The organism is Rhodovulum sp. PH10 (genome assembly GCF_000293785.1).
Taxonomy (GTDB): domain Bacteria; phylum Pseudomonadota; class Alphaproteobacteria; order Rhizobiales; family Xanthobacteraceae; genus Rhodoplanes.
In genome coordinates this window covers 14,868-38,418 of sequence record NZ_AKZI01000059.1, presented here as the reverse complement: position 1 = coordinate 38,418, position 23,551 = coordinate 14,868, and the positions used below count along the sequence as shown (strand labels likewise).

Genomic DNA, 23,551 nt, shown 5'->3' with positions numbered 1-23,551 from the left:
CGTCAGGCCACGCTGCTGCTGCGGTTGCGGAACTGGCCGGTCTTTCGATAGCGCCAGAGATAGGACGGAAGGATGGCGGCGGGCGGTCGCGGATCGATGCCGAGATCGGCCAGCGTGCGGTGCTCGGCGACGGCGGCGTCGGAGACCACGTTGTCGACTTTGAGAAGCTCGACCTGGTCCGGCGTGAGGGGCGGCGTGGGCAGGATCTTCAGCATCGCTCCCAGCAGCTTGGCGGCCCAGAACGGCACCGGCAAGAGGAGCCGGCGGCGCTCGGTCACCTGGAGCACGAGGCGCAGGATCTCCTTGAAGGTCATCACGTCCGGCCCGCCGAGTTCGTAGATGGTGCCGGGCCTCGCCTCGCCGGCGGCCGCCTTGCGCACCGCCTCGCCGACGTCGCCGCCAAAAACCGGCTGGAACTTCGTGCGGCCGCCGCCGATCAGCGGCAGGACCGGCGCGAACCGCGCCATCGACCCGAACTTGTTGAAGAAGTCGTCGTCCGGCCCAAAGATCACCGAGGGACGCAGGATCACCGCGTCGGGCGCGGCGGCGAGCACGGCCTGCTCGGCGCGGCCTTTCGTGCGGGCATAGAGGGCGCGCCCGTTCGGGTCGGCGCCGATCGCCGAGACGTGCACCAGCCGCGCGCCCTGCGCCGCCGCCGCCTTCGCCACCGCCTCCGCGCCGGCGAGATGCACTGCCTCGAAATTCTGCTTGCCCTTCTCGAACAGGATGCCGACCAGGTTGATCACCACCGCGCTGCCTTCGACGGCGCGGGCGATCGAATCGGCATTGCGGAGATTCGCCTGCACGGGGTGGATCTGCCCGACCCGGCCGAGCGGCTGCAGGTGGCCGGCGAGATCGGGGCGGCGCACCGCGATTCGCAGGCGCCACAGATCGGGGGCGAGCGCCCGCACGACGTGGCGGCCGAGAAAGCCCGAGCCGCCGAACACCGTGACGAGGTCGTCGCCGCGCAGCGGATCGGTGAGAGGGGTGTCGAGGCCGGTGGCGATCATGACGTGTCTCCCGCATCGAGACGGTGCCGCCGCATCGAGGCGGTGCCGCGGCGGAGCGGCGAACGGCGCAGCAAAACCGTTGCCGCACCGGCACCGCGGGCCGTTTCGGGCAATACAGGATCGCCCCCGGCCTGTACAGGGCGGCTGCGGCCGCAGGCCGCGATCGGGTGTTTCGCCCGCCGCGCCTTGGTGGTGCCGGGCGGCTTCGGGCTGGCGTCCGGGGCGACCTCGGGGCGGTTTCCGGGCGGCCTCGGAGGCGGCCTGCGGACTGACCTCGGGACGGCTTCGGAACCACACTGCACAGATTCTCGCCCGCCCTGCATGACGCGCCGTTGACAAGGACGAATCCGCCCCTCTATGAGTGCGCCCGTGCCCAGGTGGCGGAATTGGTAGACGCGCTGGCTTCAGGTGCCAGTGGCTTCACGGCCGTGAAGGTTCGAGTCCTTTCCTGGGCACCAAGCCATCCCAAAAGCTTTCCCAAAAAAGCTCGATGTCGAACGACCTCCGAGCATCGAAGGCGTTTTGACCGCCCGCCGGGTCACACGCGGGTGGTCCACATGGTGCTCGCAATGGCCCGGCCGTCCCGGCGCTCCGAAAGCTCCAACTTCCTCTTCTGCAAGCGCGTCCCCGCCGACACCCGAGCCAAGCAGGCCGGCGGCAAGGTCGTGTTCTCGTTCCCGCCCGAGATGGGGTCCGGCGAGCCGATCCGGGTGACGGGGGCGATCGGCGCCGAGATCAAGGTGTCGGTCAGGACTCGCGACCCGGAGGTGGCGTGCGCCAAAATAAGAAGGCCGGGGAACGGATGCAGCCCTACGACGACGCCGAGGTCGGCCGCATCCTCGCGCTGGCCGACAAGGAGACCAATCCGGCCAAGCGGTGGCTGCCCTGGCTGCTCGCGCTCAGTGGGGCGCGGGTGGGCGAGGTCGCCCAGCTCTGGGGGCTGCGGATCACCGAGGTCGACGGTGTCCCGGTGATGAAGATCGCGCCGGCCGAGGACGGCGGCTCGCTGAAGAACGAAGGCTCCGAGCGCACGGTGCCGATCCACCCGGCGCTCATCGAGCGCGGCTTCCTCGACTTCGTGCAGAAGCGGGGCGACGGACCGTTGTTCTACTGCGACAGGCGGATGCGAACCGACGCGAAGCCCGGCGATGCCCGCCGACACGCCTCGAAGGGCGTCGCCAATCACCTCGCGGCGTGGGTCCGGGAGAACGGGTTCACCAACCCGAGAAAAGCCCCGAGCCACGCCTTCCGGCACTGGCTCGAGACCCGCTGCCAGCGGCTCGGTATCCTCGACAGCGTCGCCGACGCGATCCAGGGCCACGCCAGCGGTCAGGAAGCGGACGGGTACCGGCATGGACCGATCGCGACCCTCGCCGAAGCGGTTTGCCGCATCCCGGTCCCCGAGGAGCCGACGCCCAACCGGCGTTGACGCTCAGGGCGATGGCTGGCCAAGGCCCGGCCGCGGGCGGCTCGAACACCCCCGCCGTCCGCCGGCTCCCGCGCCTCGGGCACCCGAACCGTTCGGCGAGGCGGGCGAGCGGGAAGGCCCGGCCGCGGGTGCAGACGAGTGTCTGCATGTCCAGCTCGGCACCGAAGGGGCACTCTCGGACGGACTTCATGGCCTCCCGCATCCCCCAGGCGCACCGCATGTGGACTCGCCAGCTCGCGTCCAGGGCCTCGACCAAGGTCGCGATCATGTGAACAAAGTGAGAACTTTTCCGTGGTCGTCAGTCCGAAAGGGCGCTAACGTGGTGTCCTCCGGCCTCGACCAGCCGCCCGCGACCCTGTGCGATCGGCAGCGGTCTCGGCCGCGGCTTCGTGTCGGTGAGGTCGGCCATGATCTACTACGTGGCGTTGCCGTTCGTGCGGCTCGACGAGGGCCTCGTTCCAGGCGAGGCAGTCGAGTGCCCCCATGCCGCTGCAGCGATCCGGCGGGCGGCTGCGTTGGCGTCCGCATCCACGAACGCGGGAGCCGTCGCCTTCTCCCGGTCCGGTGACCCCGACACCGGCGACTTCGACGAGGCGGTCGTCCTGCGGATTTTTGGCGAGGTCCCGGACGAGATCGCAGGGCAGCCCGACGATGACCGGACCGGCTCGTCCGGCTTCCCCTGAGCGGATGTGCAATCTCTACGCGATCACGAAGGGGCAGGCGGCGATCCGGGCGCTGTTCCGCATCGCGCGGGACAACACCGGCAACCTGCCGCCCATGCCCGGCGTCTTCCCGGACTACGCGGCGCCGATCGTCCTGGTCGGCCCCGACGGTCGGGAGCTGGCGCTGGCGCGGTGGGGCATGCCATCCCCGGTGTTCGCCCTGAAGGGCCGGACCACCGACCCCGGCGTGACCAACGTGCGGAACGTGAAGTCCCCGCATTGGCGCCGCTGGCTCGGCGAGGGCTGCCGGAGCGTCGTGCCGTTCACGTCGTTCTCGGAGTACGAGACCACGGCCGAGGGGAAGAAGGTCCCGGCGTGGTTCGCCCTCGACCCGAGCCGACCCCTCGCCGCGTTCGCCGGCATCTGGACGAGCTGGATGTCCGTGCGGAAGGCGAAGGAGGGCGAGGTGACCACCGACGTGTTCGCCTTCCTCACCACGGACGCAAACGCGATCGTGGCGCCGATCCACCCGAAGGCGATGCCGGTGATCCTGCGGACCGAGGACGAGGTCGAGACGTGGCTCCGGGCGCCGGCTGCCGAGGCGCTCGCACTGCAGAGGCCGTTGCCCGACGACGCGCTCCGGATCGTCGCCCGCGGGGAGCGGAAGGACGAGGCGCCGGGCCTCTGATCGGCGTCGCTCGAGAGGTTAGAGGAGAAGGGCACGGGCCTGCGCATCCTCAGCCTCGCCGGCGATACGATCGACACGCGCAGCGCCACCGGCAAGCTGATCCTGACCATCTTCGCCGGCTTTGCGCAGTTCGCGCGCGAGATGATGCTGGAGCGTCAGCACGAGGGCATCGCCAAGGCCAAGGCCAAGGCCAAGGCCAAGGCCAAGGCCAAGGCCAAGGCCAAAGCCAAGGCCAAGGCCGAGGGCTTGTACCGCGGCCGCAAGCCCACGGCTCGCGCCAAGGCGGAGGAGGCTCGCCGGCTCCACGCCGCCGGCAAGACCGTCACCGAGGTCGCCAGGGCGCTCGGCATCGGCCGGGCGAGCGTGTACCGGGCGCTGGGAGGGGCGGAGGGCTGAACGCGACGGCAGCGCGTCCCGGATCGCTGGACCCAGGCCCGCCGGCCGCATTTTTTCTGCGACCGCCCGAGAGCATCTGTTTTTTGCGAACTCGGTACGGCCGCTTACAGCCAAGCCCGCGGACGAGCCAAAGACGCGGCCCTGCGCCGCAAAAGCAAAGAGGCGGACCGGAGCCCGCCTCGATCTGGTGGCATGTGCCTTGTTAACGGAGAGGCCACGCCGCGTTCCTTGCTAGACGATGGCAACATACCATATCGCGCCTTCTTTTCAAGGTGCGCCCGAGCGTTGTACCGTTCGAGCTGGACGGGGAGGCGGGAATGGGGATCCGGTTCGCATTCGACCTCGGAACCAATTCGATCGGCTGGGCGGTTTGGCGGACCGGTCCCGGTGTGTTCGGGGAGGACACGGCCGCCTCGCTCGACGGCTCCGGCGTCCTGATCTTCAAGGACGGGCGCAATCCGAAGGACGGCCAATCGCTGGCGACGATGCGGCGGGTGCCGCGACAGAGCCGAAAGCGACGAGACCGCTTCGTCCTTCGACGGCGCGACCTGCTCGCGGCGCTGCGAAAGGCGGGGCTCTTTCCGGTCGACGTGGAGGAGGGGCGACGCCTCGCGGCGACGGACCCCTACCATCTGCGAGCCAAGGCGCTCGACGAGTCGTTGACGCCGCACGAGATGGGCCGAGTGATTTTTCATCTCAACCAGCGTCGCGGCTTTCGCTCCAACCGCAAGGCCGATCGGCAGGATCGCGAGAAGGGCAAGATCGCGGAAGGGTCCAAACGGCTCGCCGAGACGCTCGCGGCCACGAACTGCCGCACCCTGGGCGAGTTCCTCTGGTCACGGCACCGCGGCACCCCGCGAACACGGTCGCCGACCCGCATCCGAATGGAGGGCGAAGGCGCGAAGGCGCTCTACGCCTTCTATCCGACCCGCGAGATGGTGCGGGCGGAGTTCGAGCGGCTGTGGACGGCGCAATCGCGCTTCGCCCCCGATCTACTCACCCCCGAACGACACGAGGAGATCGCCGGCATCCTTTTCCGCCAGCGTGACCTCGCGCCGCCGAAGATCGGCTGCTGCACCTTCGAGCCGAGCGAACGGCGGCTTCCGCGGGCCCTGCCTTCGGTCGAAGCCCGTGGCATTTACGAGCGCCTCGCGCATCTGCGCATCACCACCGGCCCGGTATCGGACCGAGGGCTGACGCGACCCGAGCGGGACGTGCTCGCGTCCGCGCTTCTCGCCGGCAAGTCGCTCACCTTCAAGGCGGTGCGCAAGACGCTGAAAATCCTGCCTCACGCGCTCGTCAACTTCGAGGAGGCCGGCGAGAAAGGCCTCGACGGCGCTCTCACGGCGAAGCTCCTCTCGAAGCCCGACCATTATGGCGCCGCATGGCACGGCCTGTCGTTCGCCGAGAAGGACACATTCGTCGGCAAGCTGCTCGACGAGGCGGACGAGGAGCGTCTGATCAGGAGGCTCGTCACCGAGAACCGCCTCTCGGAAGACGCGGCACGACGCTGTGCCTCCATTCCGCTCGCCGACGGGTACGGTCGGCTCGGGCGGACCGCGAACACGGAGATCCTCGCGGCGCTCGTCGAGGAGACGGACGAGACCGGCACCGTCGTGACCTACGCGGAAGCCGTGAGACGGGCCGGGGAAAGGACCGGCCGAAACTGGCACCACTCCGACGAACGCGACGGCGTGATCCTCGACCGGCTGCCCTATTACGGAGAAATCCTGCAACGGCACGTCGTGCCGGGTAGCGGCGAGCCGGAGGAGAAGAACGAAGCCGCGCGGTGGGGCCGGCTCGCCAATCCGACCGTTCACATCGGACTCAATCAGCTCCGGAAGGTCGTCAACCGGTTGATCGCCGCCCATGGTCGGCCGGATCAGATCGTCGTCGAGCTGGCTCGCGAGCTGAAGCTCAATCGCGAGCAGAAGGAGCGGCTCGACCGCGAGAACCGCAAGAACCGCGAAGAGAACGAGCGGCGCACGGCAATCCTCGCCGAGCACGGCCAGCGCGACACCGCGGAGAACAAGATCCGGCTCCGCCTGTTCGAGGAGCAGGCACGGGCGAATGCAGGCATCGCGCTCTGCCCTTACACGGGCCGCGCGATCGGGATCGCCGAGCTGTTCACGTCGGAGGTCGAGATCGACCACATCCTGCCGGTCTCGCTGACGCTGGACGACAGCTTGGCGAACCGCGTCCTGTGCCGTCGTGAGGCGAACCGGGAGAAGCGGCGGCAGACTCCCTTCCAGGCGTTCGGTGCGACACCCGCATGGAACGACATCGTCGCCCGCGCCGCCAAGCTGCCGCCCAACAAGCGGTGGCGGTTCGATCCGGCCGCCCTGGAGCGGTTCGAGCGCGAGGGCGGCTTCCTCGGCCGCCAGCTCAACGAGACGAAGTACCTGTCTCGCCTCGCCAAGATCTACCTCGGAAAGATCTGCGATCCCGATCGGGTCTACGTCACGCCCGGCACGCTCACCGGCCTCCTTCGGGCACGGTGGGGGCTCAACTCGATCCTCTCCGACAGCAACTTCAAGAACCGCAGCGACCACCGCCATCATGCGGTCGACGCCGTGGTGATCGGCGTCCTCACACGCGGCATGATCCAGCGGATCGCGCACGATGCCGCCCGCGCCGAGGACCAGGATCTCGACCGCGTGTTCCGCGACGTGCCCGTGCCCTTCGAGGATTTTCGTGATCACGTGCGCGAGCGGGTTTCGACCATCACGGTCGCAGTGAAGCCCGAGCACGGCAAGGGCGGGGCGCTGCACGAGGACACCTCGTACGGCCTCGTGCCCGACACCGATCCGAATGCCGCACTCGGCAATCTGGTGGTGCGCAAGCCGATCCGGAGCCTCACGGCGGGAGAGGTGGACAGGGTGCGGGATCGCGCTCTGCGGGCCCGGCTCGGCGCCCTCGCGGCTCCGTTCCGCGACGAGAGCGGCAGAGTGCGCGATGCGAAAGGGCTCGCGCAGGCGCTGGAAGCATTCGGGGCCGAGAACGGCATCCGGCGCGTTCGCATCCTCAAGCCGGATGCCAGCGTCGTGACGATCGCCGACCGCCGGACCGGCGTTCCGTATCGCGCCGTCGCCCCCGGCGAGAACCATCACGTCGACATCGTGCAGATGCGGGACGGGTCCTGGCGCGGCTTCGCCGCCTCGGTCTTCGAGGTGAACCGACCCGGCTGGCGACCCGAATGGGAGGTGAAGAAGCTCGGCGGCAAGCTGGTCATGCGACTGCACAAGGGCGACATGGTGGAGCTGTCCGACAAGGACGGACAACGACGGGTCAAGGTCGTCCAGCAGATCGAGATCAGCGCCAACCGCGTTCGCCTGTCGCCGCACAACGACGGTGGCAAGCTGCAGGACCGCCATGCGGATGCCGACGATCCGTTCCGCTGGGACCTCGCGACGATTCCTCTCCTGAAGGACCGCGGATGTGTCGCCGTGCGGGTCGATCCGATCGGTGTCGTCACGCTTCGACGATCGAACGTCTGAGACGCGCGTCACACCTCCCTCATCTCCTTTCCGGCGCTCGTTCATCTCGGCACGGATCGTGCGAGAGCCATCTCGCTCACGTTGTTTGGTCTCGTTTCAGAACATCACCGCGTGTCACTCGTGCCATGGAAAGGCGGGTGTGCCGTGCTGGGACGTATCATCGAGGTGGAGGGTGAGGGCCGGCGTCTCTGTCTGGAGCGAGGCTTCCTCCGGATCACGGGTCCGGCGGGTCTTCTGGGCAAAATTCCGCTCGACGACATCGAAGCCGTCATCCTGACGCATCCGGCCGCGAGCCTGACGACGCAGGCCGTCGCCGCCCTGGCCGCGCGAGGCACACCACTCGTCGTCAGTGGTCCCGACTTCCGACCGGTCGCCTTTCTGCTCCCGATCGACGGTCACCACGGCCAAGGACACCGGCTCGAGGCCCAGGCCGAGGCGAGCCGTCCGACCCGCAAGCGAGTTTGGGCCGAGATCGTCCGCGCCAAGGTCACCGCGCAGGCGGACATGGTCGAGCACGTCGGAGGGGCTTCGGGCGCCATTCGCGCTCTCCTCCCGCGGGTGCGATCGGGTGATCCCGACAATGTCGAAGCCCTGGCCTCGCAGCGCTACTTCCCGGCCTTCTTCGGGACTGGCTTTCGACGCGACCGAAATGCCGCCGGAGCCAATGCGCTGCTGAACTACGGCTACACCGTTCTTCGCGCCGCGACCGCTCGCGCGATCGTCGCCGCAGGGCTCCATCCCTCGCTCGCGCTTCATCATCGCAGCCGAGGCGACGCGCTTCGCCTCGCGGACGACGTGATGGAGCCGTTCCGGCCGACCGTCGACCTCGCCGTCAAGATGCTGCTCGACGAAGGCCGCGAGGACCTCGACCAAGGTGCGAAGCGACGATTGGCCGGTGTGCTTCACGCCGACTTCGCGACGTCGGACGGCCGGACGCCGCTTTCGAACGTGCTCGCTCGGCTCGCGGTGTCGCTGGCGCAGGTGTTCACCCGCGAACGGCGGGGGCTCGCATTCCCCGAGACGCTCGTTCCGCTTCCGACCGCCGAAGACGACGGGTCGGCGAATGAAACCGCCGAGCATGCTGTCGGGGTATCGGATCTTGTGGATCATGGCGCTGTTCGACCTGCCCGTACTGACGAAGGCGGAACGCAAGCGGGCCACCAAGTTTCGGCAATTCCTGCTCGACGAGGGCTTCATGATGATGCAGCTCTCCTGCTATCTTCGGTTCACCGCTGGCAAGGAGCAGGCGGAGACGATCACCGGCAGGATAGGGCGCCACGTTCCGGCTCACGGAAAGGTGGATGTGGTGTGGTTCACCGACCGCCAATACGCCAATATCCGCAGCTTCAGGGGGCGTCACGACGGCCCTCGTCCGGCCCGGCCGGATCAGCTTTCACTCTTCTGAGCGATGAAAAGCGATGCGACCCGCCCCTGAAAGACCAGCCGGTGCCGGTTCTGGCGCGGTGCAAATGCAAAAATCCCCCTGTTTTCAGGGGGATCTTCGCAGGCAGGTCTAGCAGGGAACGCGGCGCGGCCCAACCGCAACGGTACTGTCTCCAAAGTGATTTGCGACCCCGGTCTAGCAGGGAACGCGGCGCGGCCCAACCGCAACAAGCGCACCAAGGTGCAGGCGCCGGCACTGGTCTAGCAGGGAACGCGGCGCGGCCCAACCGCAACAGCGAGAAACTTGTGGATGTGCCCGAGCATGGTCTAGCAGGGAACGCGGCGCGGCCCAACCGCAACCGGCACCAGATGCGTCCACCTGACGGTCGCGGTCTAGCAGGGAACGCGGCGCGGCCCAACCGCAACTGTCGTCGAGATGACGCGCACCAAGCATGTGGTCTAGCAGGGAACGCGGCGCGGCCCAACCGCAACCGGACCGCATAAAGCGCAACCCGGGATGGGGGTCTAGCAGGGAACGCGGCGCGGCCCAACCGCAACTCAATCCAGGTCTCGCCGAGGTGGCGGAAGGTCTAGCAGGGAACGCGGCGCGGCCCAACCGCAACCTGCCGACGAAATTCCAGGAGGTCGAGCTCGGTCTAGCAGGGAACGCGGCGCGGCCCAACCGCAACGACAAAGCCAGGCAGAAGCGTCGCGCAGTCGGTCTAGCAGGGAACGCGGCGCGGCCCAACCGCAACGGCGGCGGAAGCTTTGCGATCCGCGGCCCGGGTCTAGCAGGGAACGCGGCGCGGCCCAACCGCAACCTGCCGACGATCGTTATCACGCGGGCCGGCGGTCTAGCAGGGAACGCGGCGCGGCCCAACCGCAACGTGCCAGCGTAACCCCGGCATGCCGATGTCGCTGCTTGTCCGGCGGCCACAGAACTGGTACACAACGCGTCATCCGCGGTCGAAATTCCTTCGTAAGTTCAAGAAATAACAAGCAAAATCGGCCTTTCCTTTCCTAGGCACCACGTCATCCCAAAAGCTTTCCAAAAAAGCTCGATGCCGAACGACTTCCGAGCATCGAAGGCGTTTTGGCCGCCCGACGGGTGACACGCGGGTGGTGCACATGGTGCTCGCAGCGGGCCGTCCGTCCCGGCGCTCCGAAAGCTCCGATTTCCTCTTCGCCAAGCGCGCGATCGAGCGTGCGATCGAGCGGATCCCGATTCCCGCGGGTCCGACAGCCGAACACCCGAGACGGTGATCGGCGGGTGGTGAACGGCGGGGGGTGATCGGCGGGGGTGATCAGCGGCGACGCTCGACCGCGCCCGGCGGGTCGGACAGCGCCGTCACTCGCCAATACGCACATCGAGGGCAACGGTGTCGCTCGGCGAGCCGGCCAGGCGGGAACGGCTGGCGCCGCGTGATCGCCTGCTCGCGAGTGAAGGCCGGCGTCTGCATGCCCGACCGGGCGGCGGAGCTGCAGTCCCGGACGGAGGTCGGCCCTTTCGCGTTCCCGATGCTCTGCGCATGGGGATCCGCCGGCCCGCGTCCGGAGCCACCCCCTGGCAGTCCCATCCCGTCGACCACGGTCGTCCTGCCGCCCAGAATCGCATCGGTCTGGGCCATCAGTGTCCGGGATTGCGCGATCAGCTTGCTGGTGTGGTCGCGCGTGGTGCGCATCTCACCGCACGCCGCAGCGACGCGTTGCTTGAAATCCGTCTGAATTGCGATCGATTCGGTCACGAGCGCGGAGAACGGTCGTCCCATGGGTCGCTCCCGTTGTGCAGGCGGGAGCGCAACCGGTCTCTCGGCCACCGGCGCCCACATGTGGATCGCTGCCGGCGATATGAAACAACCTCCAGCGAGCGCGATTGTTCCGCGCGGGAACGGAGTCCCGGAAGATCCGCCCCGGAAAACCCGCCCCGAGGGACGCCGGGTGTGCGTTGGCGCGGTGACCTCACGGTCTCACGGCGACCGCGTCACCCGGTCGGGCTGCCGTCAGGGCCGAGGGCGGCAGGAGCGCGGTCGCCGTGGCATGAGCCCACACCAGCAGAACGAGGCCGGTGATGATCCAGAGTAGCAACGTCCTGTCGAACATGACGGCCCCGTGCGTTCCGAAGACGACAGAGGAGAACGCCGGACGGAGGGTAAAGGCTCCGCCTGGGATCGTCCGATGGAGCTCGCCGGACCGCGACCGCGCGCCGGTGTCGGCGCCTCCCCCGTCCGTGCGCCGACACCGCCGGCTGGACATCCGCATCGCAGGCCGGCATGAACGGGCCGAGCCGCCGCCTGCGGCCGAGCGAGACGTCATGCCCTCCGATCCGATTCTCGTCACCGGTGCTGCCGGCTTCATCGGCTTCCATCTGACGCGCCGGCTGCTCGCCGCCGGCCGTACCGTGGTGGGGGTCGACGACCTCAACACCTATTACGACCCCGCGCTCAAGCGCGACCGGTTGGCGGCGCTCGGCGGCGGCGCGGATTTCCGCTTCGAAGCGCTCGATCTCGCCGATCGCCCTGCGGTCGCTGCCCTCTTCGCTCGCGAAAAATTTCCGGTCGTGGTGCATCTCGCGGCACAAGCGGGGGTGCGCCACTCGCTCGATGCGCCGTTCGCCTATCTCGACTCCAACCTCACCGGTTTTCTCACCGTGCTCGAAGGCTGCCGCCACAACGGCTGCGGCCATCTCCTCTACGCCTCGTCGTCCTCGGTCTATGGCGCCGACACCGCGGTGCCGTTTTCGACCGCGCAGCACGTCGACCACCCGCTCAGCCTCTACGGCGCGACCAAGAAGGCGAACGAGCTGATGGCGCACGCCTACGCCCATCTGTTCGGCCTGCCGACCACGGGCTTGCGCTTCTTCACGGTGTACGGGCCGTGGGGCCGGCCCGACATGGCGATGTGGCTGTTCACCCGGGCGATCGCGGAAGGCCGGCCGGTGCGGCTGTTCAACGGCGGCGACATGCGGCGCGACTTCACCTATGTCGACGACGTGGTCGAGGCGATGGTCCGGCTGATCGACCGGGTGCCGGCGGGCGACCCCACATGGTCGGGCGAGGCACCGGACCCGGCCTCCAGCCGGGCGCCGTTCCGGGTCTACAATATCGGCAATTCCGCGCCGGTCGCGGTGCCCTACGTGGTCGATCTGATCGAGCGCGCGCTCGGCCGCGAGGCGATCCGCGAGATGCTGCCGATGCAGCCGGGCGACGTGCACGAGACGTTCGCCGACGTCTCCGCGCTGACCGCGGCGGTCGGCTTCCGGCCGAAAACGCCGATCGAGGAGGGCGTCGCCCGCTTCGTCGGCTGGTATCGCGAGCGCTACGGCGTCTGACGCCGGCCGCGTCGCGGTCGACGTCTAGCGGGACGGCGCGTGGCTCATCCCGGCTCGCCGGATCTTTCTCCGGATTTTTCGCCCGGCTGCTCGCCGGGCTTCGAGGCCGCCACCAGCCATGCGGTGACCGCGGCGAGCCCGCGCTCGGGATCGTCGTCGCCGTCGGCCTCGGCAAAGACGCCGAGCTGGCGGTCGGCCGAGGTGCCGGTCGCGCAGATCGTGCGGCACGCCGCGACCTCCGCCGCGCAGCCGAGCGCGTCGGCGTCCTCCGCCACCAGCTCCAGCACCCGGTCGAGCAGCGCCGGCACCGGCACCAGCGCGTCGTCGGTCTCGGTGACCAGCGCCGCCGAGACCCCCCAGCGCTGGGCCCGCCACTTGTTCTCGAGCGCCAGCGCCCGGCCGACCGCCGAGATGTCGGCATTGACCGACGGGTCGCGCACCAGCCGGCGCACCAGCGCCCGGTAGAGCGCGGTGAGCGCGATCGCGTGGTCGAGCGAGGTGCACACGTCGGGCGCCCGCAGCTCGAGTGTCGGCAGCTTCGCCGAGGGCCGCATCATCCACCACACGAAGCTGCCGTCGCGGATCACGCCGGTGCGGGTCAGCGCCGCGACATAGGCCTCGTACTCCTCGGTGCGGCGAAACAGATGCGGCAGGCCGGTGCGCGGCATCTCGTCGTAGAGCGCGAGCCGATAGCAGCGCAGCCCGGTGCGGTGGCCCTGCCAGAACGGCGAGGAGGTGGCGAGCGCGACGAACAGCGGCAGATAGGGCAGGAGCCGCGCCATCACCTCGACCCGGCGGTCGGGATTTGGCAGCTCGACATGCACGTGCATGCCGCACACGAGATCGCGCCGGCCGACGATCTGCAGCTCGCGAATGATGGTGTCGTAGCGCTCGCTCGGCGTCTGGCGGGCGTCGGTCCAGATCGCGGTCGGGTGGGTGCCGGCGGCGACCGGCGCACAGCCGTGCGCGGCGGCGATCTTCGCCACCGTGCGGCGCAGCCCGGCGAGCTCGCGGCGGGCTTCCGCGATGTCGGTGTGCGGCCGCGTCTGCACCTCGATCTGCGCCTGCAGCAGCTCGTGGTCGACCGAATCGCCGAGCGCCGCGGTCGCCGCCTCGTGCAAGCCCTCCGGCGCCTTCTCGATCAAGGCCCGCGTCTCGGCATCGACGAGAAAGTACTCCTCCTCGATCCCGAACCTGTAATCGTCCGCCATGCGCTCGCCCCCACTCGCCTCGCGGATCACGCGTTCCACGCGCGTCTCGCGCTCGCCGTGCCGGCGGCGCCGCCGGCCGCCCGAACAACAGCTCGAACGGCCGGAGCATCTTCCGTGTTCCTCAATGCGACATCAGCACCGGCACGGTCATCGCCGCGAGCATGCCACGGGTGGCGCCGCCGAGCACGAACTCGCGCAACCGCGAATGGCCGTAGCCGCCCATCACGATCATGTCGGCGGAGACGTCGGCGGCATAGGACAGAAGGGTGCTCGGCACGTCGACGTCGTCGGCGACGATCCGCTTCACCTCCACCTTGATGCCGTGGCGGGCGAGATGGCGGCCGAGATCGGCGCCCGGCACCTCGTCGCTGCGGGTGCGGCCGGTGGCGACCATCACCACGTCGACCTTGCGGGCGAGCCGCAGGAACGGCAGGGCGTCGGCGACCGCGCGCGCCGCGGGCTTGCTGCCGTCCCAGCAGACCATCACGTGGTCGAGCGTCAGGCCCTGCTTCTGGATGTAGGGCACGATCACGATCGGTCGGCCGGACTCGAACAGCGCCGCCTCGGTGAACATGTCGATCGGCGACACCCGGTCGGGCTCGCGCTGGCCGACCACCGCGAGGTCGAACCGCCGGGCGAGCCGGCCGAACATTTCCGTCGCGCCGCCGAGCGTCGCCTCGACGATGCGGTGCTCGCAGCCGACCCCGGCCGCGGTCGCCGCCTGCTCGAACCGCTCCGCCGCGCTTTTGGCGAGCGCCTGGCTCTCGCGGCGCTGCGCGTCGATCCAGTCGGTCGAGACGCCGTCCATCACGCTCGGCGCGACCACCGGATCGTAGACGAACACGACGCCGGTGAGATGCGCCTCGAACCGCTGGGCGATCGAGGCCGCGAACGGAACCGCGGGATCGTGATCGGGAACGAGCGCCAGATTGACGATGATGTCCTTGATCATGGTGGAACTCCCGTAGGGCGCGGTCCCCGCGGGAGGGACCGCCTCCGACTTGCGAGGGTAGGGGCGGGACCGGGTCGCGTCTTGACCGGCGTCAAAGCCTCGCACGACGGCCGGTTCCGGCGCCAGTGGCCTCGCGCGGGGGCGCATGGAATCCGTCTTATCGGGACCGATCCGGCGCGCTACCATGACGTCACGAGAGCCCGGCAGAAGGCTCCGTGGAAACGACAGGAGGAAGCCCATGAGCGTGGCCATGCCGCCGCTCGACGCGGGCGTGCTCGCCCGTCGCGACGAGATCGTCGCCGCACTGCGCGCGATCGTGCCGGGCGAGGGCGTGATCGCCACCTCGCGCGAGATGCGCCCCTACGAGTCCGACGGGCTGACCGCCTATCGCCAGCTCCCGCTGGTCGTCGTGCTGCCCTCGACCACCGAGCAGGTGTCGCGGGTCTTGCGCTATTGCCACCAGGCCGGCGTCAAGGTGGTGCCGCGCGGGGCGGGCACGTCGCTGTCGGGCGGCGCGCTGCCGGTCGGCGACGGCGTGCTGCTCGGCATGGGCAAGTTCAACCGCATCCGCGCGATCGACTACGAGAACCGCCTCGCGGTGGTCGAGCCGGGGGTCACCAATCTGGCGATCACCCGCGCAGTGGAAAAATCCGGCTTCTATTATGCCCCCGACCCCTCCTCGCAGATCGCCTGCACCATCGGCGGCAACATCGCCGAGAACGCCGGCGGCGTGCACTGCCTGAAATACGGCCTCACCACCAACAACGTGCTCGGCTGTGAGATGGTGCTGCCGGACGGCGACGTGATCCGGCTCGGCGGCGGCCATCTCGATGCCGGCGGCTACGACCTTCTCGGCGTCGTCACCGGCTCCGAGGGGCTTTTGGGGGTCGTCACCGAGGTGACGGTGCGCATCCTGCCGAAGCCCGAGACCGCCCGCGCGCTGCTGATCGGCTTCGACACCGCGGAGGCCGCCGGCGACTGCGTGGCGAAGATCATCGGCGCCGGCATCATCCCCGGCGGCATGGAGATGATGGACCGCATGACCACCGCCGCGGTCGAGGATTTCGTCCATGCCGGCTATCCGCTCGACGTCGAGGCGATCCTGATCGTCGAGCTCGACGGGCCGTCGGCCGAGGTCGACCATCTGATCGAGCGGGTGTCGGAGATCGCGCGCGGGTGCGGGGCGCGAAATTTGCGGGCCTCGACCTCGGAGGCCGAGCGGCTGCTGTTCTGGGCCGGCCGCAAGGCGGCGTTCTCGGCGGTCGGCCGCATCTCGCCCGACTATTACTGCATGGACGGCACCATCCCGCGGGCGAAGCTCGCCACTGTGCTGCACCGCACCCGCGAGCTGTCGGAACACTACGGGCTGCGCTGCGGCAATGTGTTTCACGCCGGTGACGGCAATCTGCACCCGCTGATTCTCTACGACGCCAACGACCCCGACCAGCTCGCCCGTGCCGAGGCGTTCGGCGCCGATATTCTGAGACTGTGCGTGGAGGTCGGCGGCGTGCTGACCGGCGAGCACGGGGTCGGCGTCGAGAAGCGCGACCTGATGCCGTCGATGTTCTCCGAGCTCGATCTCGAGCAGCAGCGTCGCCTCAAGCGCGCCTTCGACGGCAAGGAGCTTCTGAACCCCGGAAAGGTGTTCCCGCTGCTCTCCAGCTGCGCCGAGCAGGGCCGCATGCACGTCTCCGGCGGCCAGACCGCCTTTCCCGACATCCCGCGGTTCTGAATGGGCCACACCCCGATCGAGCGTGCCCCGATCTCCGCTCGTTCCCGCGAAGGCGGGAACCCAGAGGATCTCGCCGCGGGGCTCCTGGGTCCCCGCTTTCGCGGGGACGAGCGGAGTGTGGTGCGATGCGCTCCCGTTTCGACGACCCGCCGAGCAAATCCGATTCCGACGATCGATCGGGCAAGGGATCCGTCCACATGACGCACACGCTCGCGCCGAAAAATGCCGGAGAGGTCGAGGAGGCCGTGCGCTGGGCGCACGGCGAGAAGAAGACGCTCGCGGTGATCGGGACGGGCTCCAAGCGCGCACTCGGCCGGCCGTCGCAGGTCGACGCCACGCTCGATCTCTCGGGGCTTTGCGGCGTCACCCTCTACGAGCCGAACGAGCTGGTGCTGTCGGCCAGATCCGGCACGCCGATCGCCGAGATCGCGCGGCTCGTCGCCGACAACGGCCAGCAGCTCGCCTTCGAGCCCGCGGACCTCTCGGCGCTGCTCGGTGGCGCGCCGGGCACCGGGACATTGGGCGGCGTGCTGGCGGTCAATCTCTCCGGGTCCCGCCGGATCGTGTCGGGCGCCGCGCGCGACCATTTTCTCGGCTTCTCCGCGGTGTCGGGGCGCGGCGAGACCTTCAAGTCGGGCGGCCGGGTGGTGAAGAACGTCACCGGCTACGACCTCTCCAAGCTGATGGCCGGCTCGTTCGGCACGCTCGCGGTGACGACCGACGTCACCATCAAGGTGTTGCCGCGTCCCGAGACCGAGGCGACCATCCTGGTGCTCGGGCTCGATCCGGCGAGCGCGGTGGCGGCGATAGCGGCAGCGTTGGGCTCGCCCTTCGAGGTGTCGGGTGCCGCGCATTTGCCGGGACCGGTGGCGGCGCGCACCGACGGCGTGCTGCCGGCCGGACACTCGGTCACCGCGCTGCGGCTCGAAGGCGTGGCGCCCTCGGTCGCGCATCGCAAGGCGATGCTGCTGCGGCTCCTGGACAGCCGCGGCTCGCTCGGCGAGCTCGACGCGGCGGCCTCCGCGACGCTGTGGCGGACGGTGCGCGACGTGACGCCGTTCGCCGCCCCGCCCGGCGGGGCCGACGCCGCGCGGCCGGTGTGGCGCATCTCCACCGTGCCCTCGCGTGGCCCGGAGATTGCCGACATCGTCGCCGCGCGCACCGACGCGGACTTTCTGTTCGACTGGGCGGGCGGCCTCGTCTGGGCCTCGCTCGCGCCCGCCGACGACGCCGGCGCGGCGATCGTGCGGGCGGCGACCGCGAGCTGCACCGGCCACGCGACCCTGATCCGGGCACCGGCGGCGGTGCGTGCGGCGGTTTCGGTGTTCGAGCCGCAGCCGGCCCCGCTCGCCGCGCTGACGAAGCGGGTGAAGGAGAGCTTCGACCCGGCCCGCATTCTCGAGCCCGGCCGCATGTGGGCGGGGGTGTGAGCGGGAGGGAGTGCGAGTGCACGCGGCACGACACGGCGGACGGCGGCCGCCGTCCGCAAAATCCATCGGGGCAGGGGTGTGAAGAAAGGGTGACATGAGAACCGAGTTCTCGCTCGCGCAGCTCGCCGATCCCGCCATCGCCGACGCCGATCGGATTCTGCGGGCGTGCGTCCATTGCGGCTTCTGCACCGCCACCTGCCCGACCTATGTGCTGCTCGGCGACGAGCTCGATTCCCCGCGCGGGCGGATCTATCTGATCAAGGACATGCTGGAGAACGACCGCCCGGCCGCGGCCGAGGAGGTGAAGCACATCGACCGCTGCCTCTCCTGCCTGTCCTGCATGACCACCTGTCCGGCAGGTGTGCATTACATGCATCTCGTCGACCACGCCCGCGTCCACGTCGCCGAGACCCACACCCGCCCGCTGCGTGCCCGCTTTTTGCGCGCGCTGCTCACGCGGGTGATCCCGAGCCCGACATTGTTTCGGATGGCGAGTGCCGGCGCGGGTTTTGCGCGCCCGTTCGTGTCGCTGGTCGAGCGGATTTTTGGCCGCGAGCTCGCGGCGCTCGTGCGGATGGCGCCACGCAAGCTCGCAAAGCCCGCACCCTCCGGACGGCGGGTGTTTCCGGCCGAAGGCGCGCCGCGCGGCCGCATCGCGCTGCTGTCGGGCTGCGTGCAGCGGGTGATGGCGCCGAACATCAACGACGCGGCGATCCGCGTGCTGACACGGCACGGCTTCGAGGTGGTGCTGCCGGCGGGCGAGGGCTGCTGCGGCTCGGTCACCCATCACATGGGCGACGAGGCGCGTGCGCTCGCCGCCGCGCGGGCGAACGTCGATGCGTTCCTCGCCGAGATCGACGGCGCGGGGCTCGACGCGATCGCCGTGACGGCGTCCGGTTGCGGCACCACGATGAAGGACTACGGCCACATGCTGCGCACCGACCCCGCTTATGCCGACAAGGCCGCGCGGGTGGCGGCGAAGGTGCGCGACATCTCGGAGGTGCTTTACGCGATCGGTCCGTTGAAGTCGGTCGGGCGTCCGCCGCTGGTCGTCGCGCATCACGCGCCGTGCTCGTTGCAGCACGGACAGAAGATCGTTCGCGAGCCGAAGGAGGTTCTCGAGCGGTCGGGTTTCGTCGTGAGAGACGTGCCCGACGGGCATCTGTGCTGCGGCTCCGCCGGTGTCTACAACGTGCTCCAGCCGGAGTTGGCAAATCAGTTGCGCGAGCGCAAGATCGTGACTATCGAGAGGATCGTGCCCGACGTGATCACGGCCGGCAATCTCGGCTGCATCACACAGATCGCATCGGGGACGACAATCCCGGTCGTGCATCCGGTCGAGCTGGTCGACTGGGCGACCGGAGGATCGGCGCCGTTGGCCATGGAGCGTCGCGAGAATGGGTGAGTCCGGCGTGTCCGGAACGAGGGCGGTGGTTCGGTCCGCGCTCTCGCCGAAGCGGACCACCGTCCGACGGTCGTGGTCGGTATCGACAGTCGAACTCAGCTCACGATCGGGAGAACGATGATGGCGAAGGCAGCGAAGGCGGTGAAGGCGCCGTCGAAGGCGAAGTCCGACACCGCCGCCGAGGAGAGGACGCCGAAGGCGTTTGCCAAAACCGTGAATACCAAGTCCGCGCGTGAAATGGCCGGCACCAGCAAGGGGCCGACGAGCAAGGTGCGGGCGACCAAGGTGCGGGCGGGGAAGTCCGTGACGGCTTCGAAGGGCGCCGCCGCGAAGGCGAGCACGGCGACCAAGCCGGCGAAGCCCGAGAAGGCCGTGAAGGCCGCAAAGGGGTCGAAGCCCGGCAAGGCCGCGACGGTGGCGGCGCCGAAATCCGCTGCGAAGGGGACCGCCGCCAAGGGGGCCGGCAAGTCCGTGGTAGGCAAGTCCGTGGTGAACAAGTCCGTGGCGGGCAAGTCCGTGGTAGGCAAGTCCGTGGCGGGCAAGACGGCCACGACGAAGACGGCCGCGGGCAAGACCATCGCCAAGACCATCACCAAGCCCGCCGCGCGCAAAGCGGCCGCGCCCAAGGGAGCCGCGTCGAAGGGCGCCGCATCCAAAGCTGCTGCACCGAAGACCGCGGCATCCCGCGGAAAAGCGTCGGCGACGAGCGTGCGGACAAAATCCGCCGGCAAGGCGAGTGTCGGCACGGTGCGGGCGAGCAAGGCCGCGGCGAGCGAGCTTCCGGCGCGCAAGCTCGCGCGCACCACGCCGGCGCGCACCGCGCGTGGCGGCGTGCGCGCGGAGGTCGAGAGCAGGGCCGAGGGTTTGGCCAAGAGTTCGGCGAAGAGTTCGGCCAAAGGCCCGGTGAAGAGTTCCGCGAAGCGGAAGAGCACGGTCGCGAAGCCGGTCGAGGTCTCGGCCGCGCGCGCGAGCGAGAAAAGCCCGGCGCCGGCCGCCGCCACGCCCGTCGCCGCCGTGGTCGCGAAATCCGCCCGCCCGCCGCGCCAGCGCGTCGCGGCCGCACCGTCCGCTCCGGCCTCGATCGCGGTGCCGGTGCCGCCCGCCGTGCCGCCGATGGAGCCGCCGGCGCTCGCCGCAAAGCCGCGCCGCGCCGCCCGGCGTCCCGTTTCCGTTCCGTCCGTTCCGGCGGACGTCACCCCCCCGCCGCCGCCCGCCCAGAGCCTCGCGGGCAGCAGCGAGACCGAGCAACAGAGTCCGTAAGGACCGAGAGACCAGCGAAGAGGTCACATGGCCGCGAAGACGAGTCGTCGTTCGAGCAAGAAGAACAAGAAAGCCGACGCGGAGATCGCGTCGAAGGTCGCCGAGCCGAAGCGCAGCAAGACGGCGCGCTCCGCGGCGGCAGCGGCGGACGTCGGCGAGACGAAGCGCACAGGGGCGAAGGCGTCGCGGAGCGCGGCGCCGAAGGCCGGCGGCAAGTCGGCAGGCAAATCCGCGGGCAAGCGCGCCGCCGCCGCGGCGGCGGGCAAGTCCACGGACAAGCCCGCCAAGGGCAAGGTCGCGAAGGCGGGCACCGGCAAGCGTGCGGCCGAGAGCGTCGGCAAGACCCCGTCCAAATCCAAGGCGGCGGGCAAGGCAGCTTCGAAGTCGGCGGCGAAGTCGGGCGCCAAGGCGAAGGACGCCAAGTCCGCGACGGCGAAGTCCGCCAAGGCGGCAAAGGCTGCGAAGCCCGTGAAGGCGGGCAAGGCCGCGCGCACGTCGTCCGCCGCGGCTCCGGCCGAGGGCGCCGCGAAGCGAGGCGGCAAGCGCGCCGCCGCGGCGAAGGCGCCGGCCCGCACCGCCGGCCGCCCGGCGACCGCGCGCACGGCTGCAAAACCCGCGACGGGGCGTTCGGCCGGCAAGTCTGTCACGGGCAAGTCGGTCGGCGGCAAGCCGGCGGCCGGCAAGAGCGCGACCGCGAAGGGCGCGACCGCCAAGGCGACGCGTGGTCGGACGGCCGCGTCGGGCTCGGCCGGCCGCTCCACCGGCCGCAGTGCTGCACCGGCGCGCACCGGCGCCCGCCGTGGCGCCGCCGTGACGACCGGCCGGTCGGCCGCCGCACCGACGACCGCCGCCCGCGGAAAGGCCCGTGCGGCAACGACGCCCGCGACCAAATCCTCGGCCAACTCCGGGTCCAAGTCCGGGTCCAAGTTCGCGTCCAAGTCCGCGTCCAAGTCCGCGGTCGCGGCGGCGCCGTCGAAGCCCGGCCGCAAGCCGGCCTCCAAGACGCTCGCGTCCAAGACGCCCGCCTCCAAGTCGCCCGCATCAAAGCCGCCGGCCTCCGCGTCGCCCCCGTCCAGGACGAGCGCGTCCAAGACGAGCGCGTCCAAGACGAGCGCGTCCACGAGGCGAGCCTCCGGCGGGACGAAGGGCAGAACCTCGGCGACGCCGCCGGCGCACGCCACGGGGCTTTCCGCCGCGGAGCTGTCGCGCGAGCGCGCGGCCGGCCGCGTCAAGCGGGCGGTGCGCCGGGCGGTGTCGTCGGTCGGTGAGGCCGGGTCCTCGGCGATCAAGCCGGCACCGCGGTCGACCTCGGCGCTGCGTCCCGAGACGAAACCGCGTCCGCGCGCTGCGGCGCGCAAGGCCGGCGGACCGCAGGGCGTCGCCGTCAAGGGTCGCATGGGACCGCGCTACACCGAGATCCTGTCGCCGGGCGCGCTCGCCTTCCTCGCCGAGCTGCACCGGAAATTCGAGGAGCGGCGGCGCGAGTGTCTGGAGGCGCGGCGCGAGCGGCAGGCCCGCTTCGACGCCGGCGAGCTGCCGGATTTCCTCGCCGAGACGCAGGAGATCCGCGACGGCGACTGGACGGTCGGCCCGATCCCGGCCGATCTTCAGGATCGCCGCGTCGAGATCACCGGCCCGGTCGACCGCAAGATGATCGTCAACGCCCTCAACTCGGGCGCGACGCATTTCATGGCCGACTTCGAGGACGCCAACTCGCCGACCTGGGCGAACGTCATCGAGGGCCAGATCAATCTGCGCGACCGCTTCGAGGACAAGATCGACTTCACCGACGAGACCTCGGGCAAGCGCTACGCGCTCGGCGAGACGCCCGCGGTGCTGATCGTGCGGCCGCGCGGCTGGCATCTCGTGGAGGAGCATCTGACCGTCGACGGCGAGCCGATCTCGGCGGCGCTGTTCGATTTCGGGCTGTACGTCTTCCACAACGCCAAGACGCTGCTCGCCCGCGGCACCGGGCCGTACTTCTACGTGCCAAAGCTCGAGTCGCATCTCGAGGCGCGCCTGTGGAACGAGGTGTTCGTCCACGCGCAGGAGAAGCTCGGTATTCCGCACGGCACCATCAAGGCCACCGTGCTGATCGAGACTTTGCCGGGCGGCTTCGAGATGGACGAGATCCTCTACGAGCTGCGCGACCACGCCGCCGGCCTCAATGCCGGGCGGTGGGACTACATCTTCTCGTTCATCAAGAAGCTCGCCAAGCGCGCCGACTATGTGTTGCCCGACCGCGGACAGGTGGTGATGGGCAAGGCGTTTCTCGGCGCCTATGCGACGCTTTTGGTGAAGACCTGCCACCGTCGCCGCGCGTTCGCGATGGGCGGCATGGCGGCGCAGATCCCGATCAAGAACGACCCCGCGGCCAACGAGGCGGCGTTCGCAAAAGTGCGTGCCGACAAGGAGCGCGAGGTCAACGACGGCCACGACGGCACCTGGGTCGCGCATCCCGATCTCGTCCCCGTGGCGAAGGAGGTGTTCGACCGGCTGATGCCGCAGCCGAACCAGGTCGACCGCCAGCGCGACGACGTGGTGGTGGGCCAGGAGGATCTTCTGCGCATCCATGAAGGCACCAAGACCGAGGACGGCTTCCGCCTCAACATCCGGGTCGGCGTGCAGTACATCGAGGCGTGGCTGCGCGGCCGCGGCGCGGTGCCGATCTACAATCTGATGGAGGACGCCGCGACCGCCGAGATCTCTCGTGCGCAAATCTGGCAGTGGCTGCAATACGGCGCGGTGCTGGAGAACGGCATCGCGGTGACGCCGGAATTCTTCGAAACGGCCCTCGGCGAGGAGATGGACCGCGTGAAGGAGGAGATCGGCGCGGAAGCCTACGACGCCGGCCGCTTCCCCGAGGCGATCGACCTCTTCAAGCGGCTGTCGCTGGCGCCGGAGTTCGAGGATTTTCTCACGCTGCCGGCCTACAAGCTGATCGCCTGACGCGACCGGCCGGGCCGCCGCCCGTCCGCACGCCGAACGATCGACCGATCGATGCACCGGATGCCCGCGCTCGCTGCGGGCATCCGTCGTTCGGGCCAAGCCAGCGCCACACCCTCTCCCGCGCGAAATCTCGCCCGAACCTTCGCCCGGGCCGCGCGCGGCACGGCGACCCGTCGCGCCTCGCGCCTCGCTCTCGCGAGGTCGGCCCGCGCGGACACT

Annotated in this window: 17 protein-coding genes, 1 tRNA gene, 2 pseudogenes and 1 CRISPR repeat array; of the genes and pseudogenes, 14 read left to right on the top strand and 6 right to left on the bottom strand. The window is 69.8% G+C overall.

Features of this window, described 5'->3' with window-relative positions; genetic code table 11:
* Positions 1–2 precede the first annotated feature (2 nt).
* Positions 3–1,010 carry a complex I NDUFA9 subunit family protein gene (locus tag A33M_RS11100; RefSeq protein ID WP_008386993.1) on the bottom strand — a complete coding sequence of 336 codons (1,008 nt, stop codon included), beginning with the start codon at positions 1,008–1,010 and terminating at the stop codon, positions 3–5.
* A 371-nt stretch (positions 1,011–1,381) separates the two neighbouring features.
* On the opposite strand from A33M_RS11100, the gene A33M_RS11095 reads away from it, so the two are divergent.
* From A33M_RS11095 to cas2, 9 genes and pseudogenes are all read left to right on the top strand, one after another.
* A tRNA-Leu gene (locus tag A33M_RS11095) sits at positions 1,382–1,468 on the top strand.
* A 344-nt stretch (positions 1,469–1,812) separates the two neighbouring features.
* Positions 1,813–2,439, top strand: coding sequence for a site-specific recombinase, phage integrase family (locus tag A33M_RS23895; protein ID WP_008386990.1), 627 nt, complete (start codon positions 1,813–1,815; stop codon positions 2,437–2,439).
* A gap of 407 nt (positions 2,440–2,846) precedes the next feature.
* The gene (locus A33M_RS11080; protein WP_008386988.1) at positions 2,847–3,122 is read left to right on the top strand and encodes a hypothetical protein; all 276 of its coding nucleotides are present in this window, start codon (positions 2,847–2,849) and stop codon (positions 3,120–3,122) included.
* A 4-nt stretch (positions 3,123–3,126) separates the two neighbouring features.
* A complete protein-coding gene (locus tag A33M_RS11075) occupies positions 3,127–3,789 on the top strand; it encodes an SOS response-associated peptidase (RefSeq protein WP_008386986.1) in 663 nt (220 codons plus the stop codon).
* A gap of 21 nt (positions 3,790–3,810) precedes the next feature.
* Positions 3,811–3,972, top strand: a pseudogene (locus tag A33M_RS25245) (recombinase family protein); the annotation flags it as partial.
* A gap of 63 nt (positions 3,973–4,035) precedes the next feature.
* The gene (locus tag A33M_RS25240; protein ID WP_272943323.1) at positions 4,036–4,185 is read left to right on the top strand and encodes a helix-turn-helix domain-containing protein; all 150 of its coding nucleotides are present in this window, start codon (positions 4,036–4,038) and stop codon (positions 4,183–4,185) included.
* A gap of 317 nt (positions 4,186–4,502) precedes the next feature.
* The gene (gene cas9, locus A33M_RS11065) at positions 4,503–7,682 is read left to right on the top strand and encodes a type II CRISPR RNA-guided endonuclease Cas9 (RefSeq protein ID WP_008386983.1); all 3,180 of its coding nucleotides are present in this window, start codon (positions 4,503–4,505) and stop codon (positions 7,680–7,682) included.
* A 111-nt stretch (positions 7,683–7,793) separates the two neighbouring features.
* Positions 7,794–8,597 (top strand): annotated as a pseudogene (gene cas1 / locus A33M_RS25375) (type II CRISPR-associated endonuclease Cas1); the annotation flags it as partial.
* A gap of 193 nt (positions 8,598–8,790) precedes the next feature.
* Positions 8,791–9,087: a CRISPR-associated endonuclease Cas2 gene (gene cas2 / locus A33M_RS11055; protein WP_237718351.1), complete on the top strand. Its 297-nt coding sequence runs from the start codon at positions 8,791–8,793 to the stop codon at positions 9,085–9,087.
* A 105-nt stretch (positions 9,088–9,192) separates the two neighbouring features.
* A CRISPR array of direct repeats spans positions 9,193–9,952; the repeat unit is 36 nt; unit sequence GGTCTAGCAGGGAACGCGGCGCGGCCCAACCGCAAC.
* Between the two features lie 417 nt (positions 9,953–10,369).
* Here cas2 and A33M_RS11050 read toward each other — a convergent pair.
* Positions 10,370–10,834, bottom strand: a complete 465-nt coding sequence (locus tag A33M_RS11050) for a hypothetical protein (protein ID WP_040620198.1) — start codon at positions 10,832–10,834, stop codon at positions 10,370–10,372.
* A 542-nt stretch (positions 10,835–11,376) separates the two neighbouring features.
* Between A33M_RS11050 and A33M_RS11040 the strand changes: the two genes are divergently transcribed.
* Positions 11,377–12,393, top strand: coding sequence for an NAD-dependent epimerase (locus A33M_RS11040; protein WP_008386977.1), 1,017 nt, complete (start codon positions 11,377–11,379; stop codon positions 12,391–12,393).
* A gap of 44 nt (positions 12,394–12,437) precedes the next feature.
* Here the strand turns inward: A33M_RS11040 and A33M_RS11035 are convergent, their stop codons facing one another.
* Together A33M_RS11035 and A33M_RS11030 are read right to left on the bottom strand one after the other, a co-directional pair.
* Positions 12,438–13,643 carry a carboxylate-amine ligase gene (locus A33M_RS11035; RefSeq protein WP_008386975.1) on the bottom strand — a complete coding sequence of 402 codons (1,206 nt, stop codon included), beginning with the start codon at positions 13,641–13,643 and terminating at the stop codon, positions 12,438–12,440.
* An 82-nt stretch (positions 13,644–13,725) separates the two neighbouring features.
* Positions 13,726–14,556, bottom strand: coding sequence for a universal stress protein (locus A33M_RS11030; RefSeq protein WP_008386974.1), 831 nt, complete (start codon positions 14,554–14,556; stop codon positions 13,726–13,728).
* 244 nt (positions 14,557–14,800) lie between these two features.
* Between A33M_RS11030 and A33M_RS11025 the strand changes: the two genes are divergently transcribed.
* The 3 genes from A33M_RS11025 (at position 14,801) to glcF (ending at position 19,123) form a co-directional block, all read left to right on the top strand.
* Positions 14,801–16,288, top strand: a complete 1,488-nt coding sequence (locus A33M_RS11025) for an FAD-linked oxidase C-terminal domain-containing protein (protein WP_008386971.1) — start codon at positions 14,801–14,803, stop codon at positions 16,286–16,288.
* A 197-nt stretch (positions 16,289–16,485) separates the two neighbouring features.
* Positions 16,486–17,718: an FAD-binding protein gene (locus A33M_RS11020; RefSeq protein ID WP_040620221.1), complete on the top strand. Its 1,233-nt coding sequence runs from the start codon at positions 16,486–16,488 to the stop codon at positions 17,716–17,718.
* A 94-nt stretch (positions 17,719–17,812) separates the two neighbouring features.
* On the top strand, positions 17,813–19,123 hold the full coding sequence (gene glcF, locus A33M_RS11015) for a glycolate oxidase subunit GlcF (protein ID WP_008386965.1): 1,311 nt from the start codon (positions 17,813–17,815) through the stop codon (positions 19,121–19,123).
* Positions 19,124–19,218: 95 nt separating this feature from the next.
* On the opposite strand, the gene A33M_RS24425 is transcribed toward glcF, so the two are convergent.
* On the bottom strand, positions 19,219–20,319 hold the full coding sequence (locus tag A33M_RS24425; RefSeq protein WP_192814107.1) for a hypothetical protein: 1,101 nt from the start codon (positions 20,317–20,319) through the stop codon (positions 19,219–19,221).
* Between the two features lie 87 nt (positions 20,320–20,406).
* Positions 20,407–21,672 carry a hypothetical protein gene (locus tag A33M_RS24900; RefSeq protein ID WP_157223431.1) on the bottom strand — a complete coding sequence of 422 codons (1,266 nt, stop codon included), beginning with the start codon at positions 21,670–21,672 and terminating at the stop codon, positions 20,407–20,409.
* 25 nt (positions 21,673–21,697) lie between these two features.
* On the opposite strand from A33M_RS24900, the gene aceB reads away from it, so the two are divergent.
* Positions 21,698–23,332, top strand: coding sequence for a malate synthase A (gene aceB / locus A33M_RS24895; protein ID WP_083850424.1), 1,635 nt, complete (start codon positions 21,698–21,700; stop codon positions 23,330–23,332).
* Positions 23,333–23,551 lie beyond the last annotated feature (219 nt).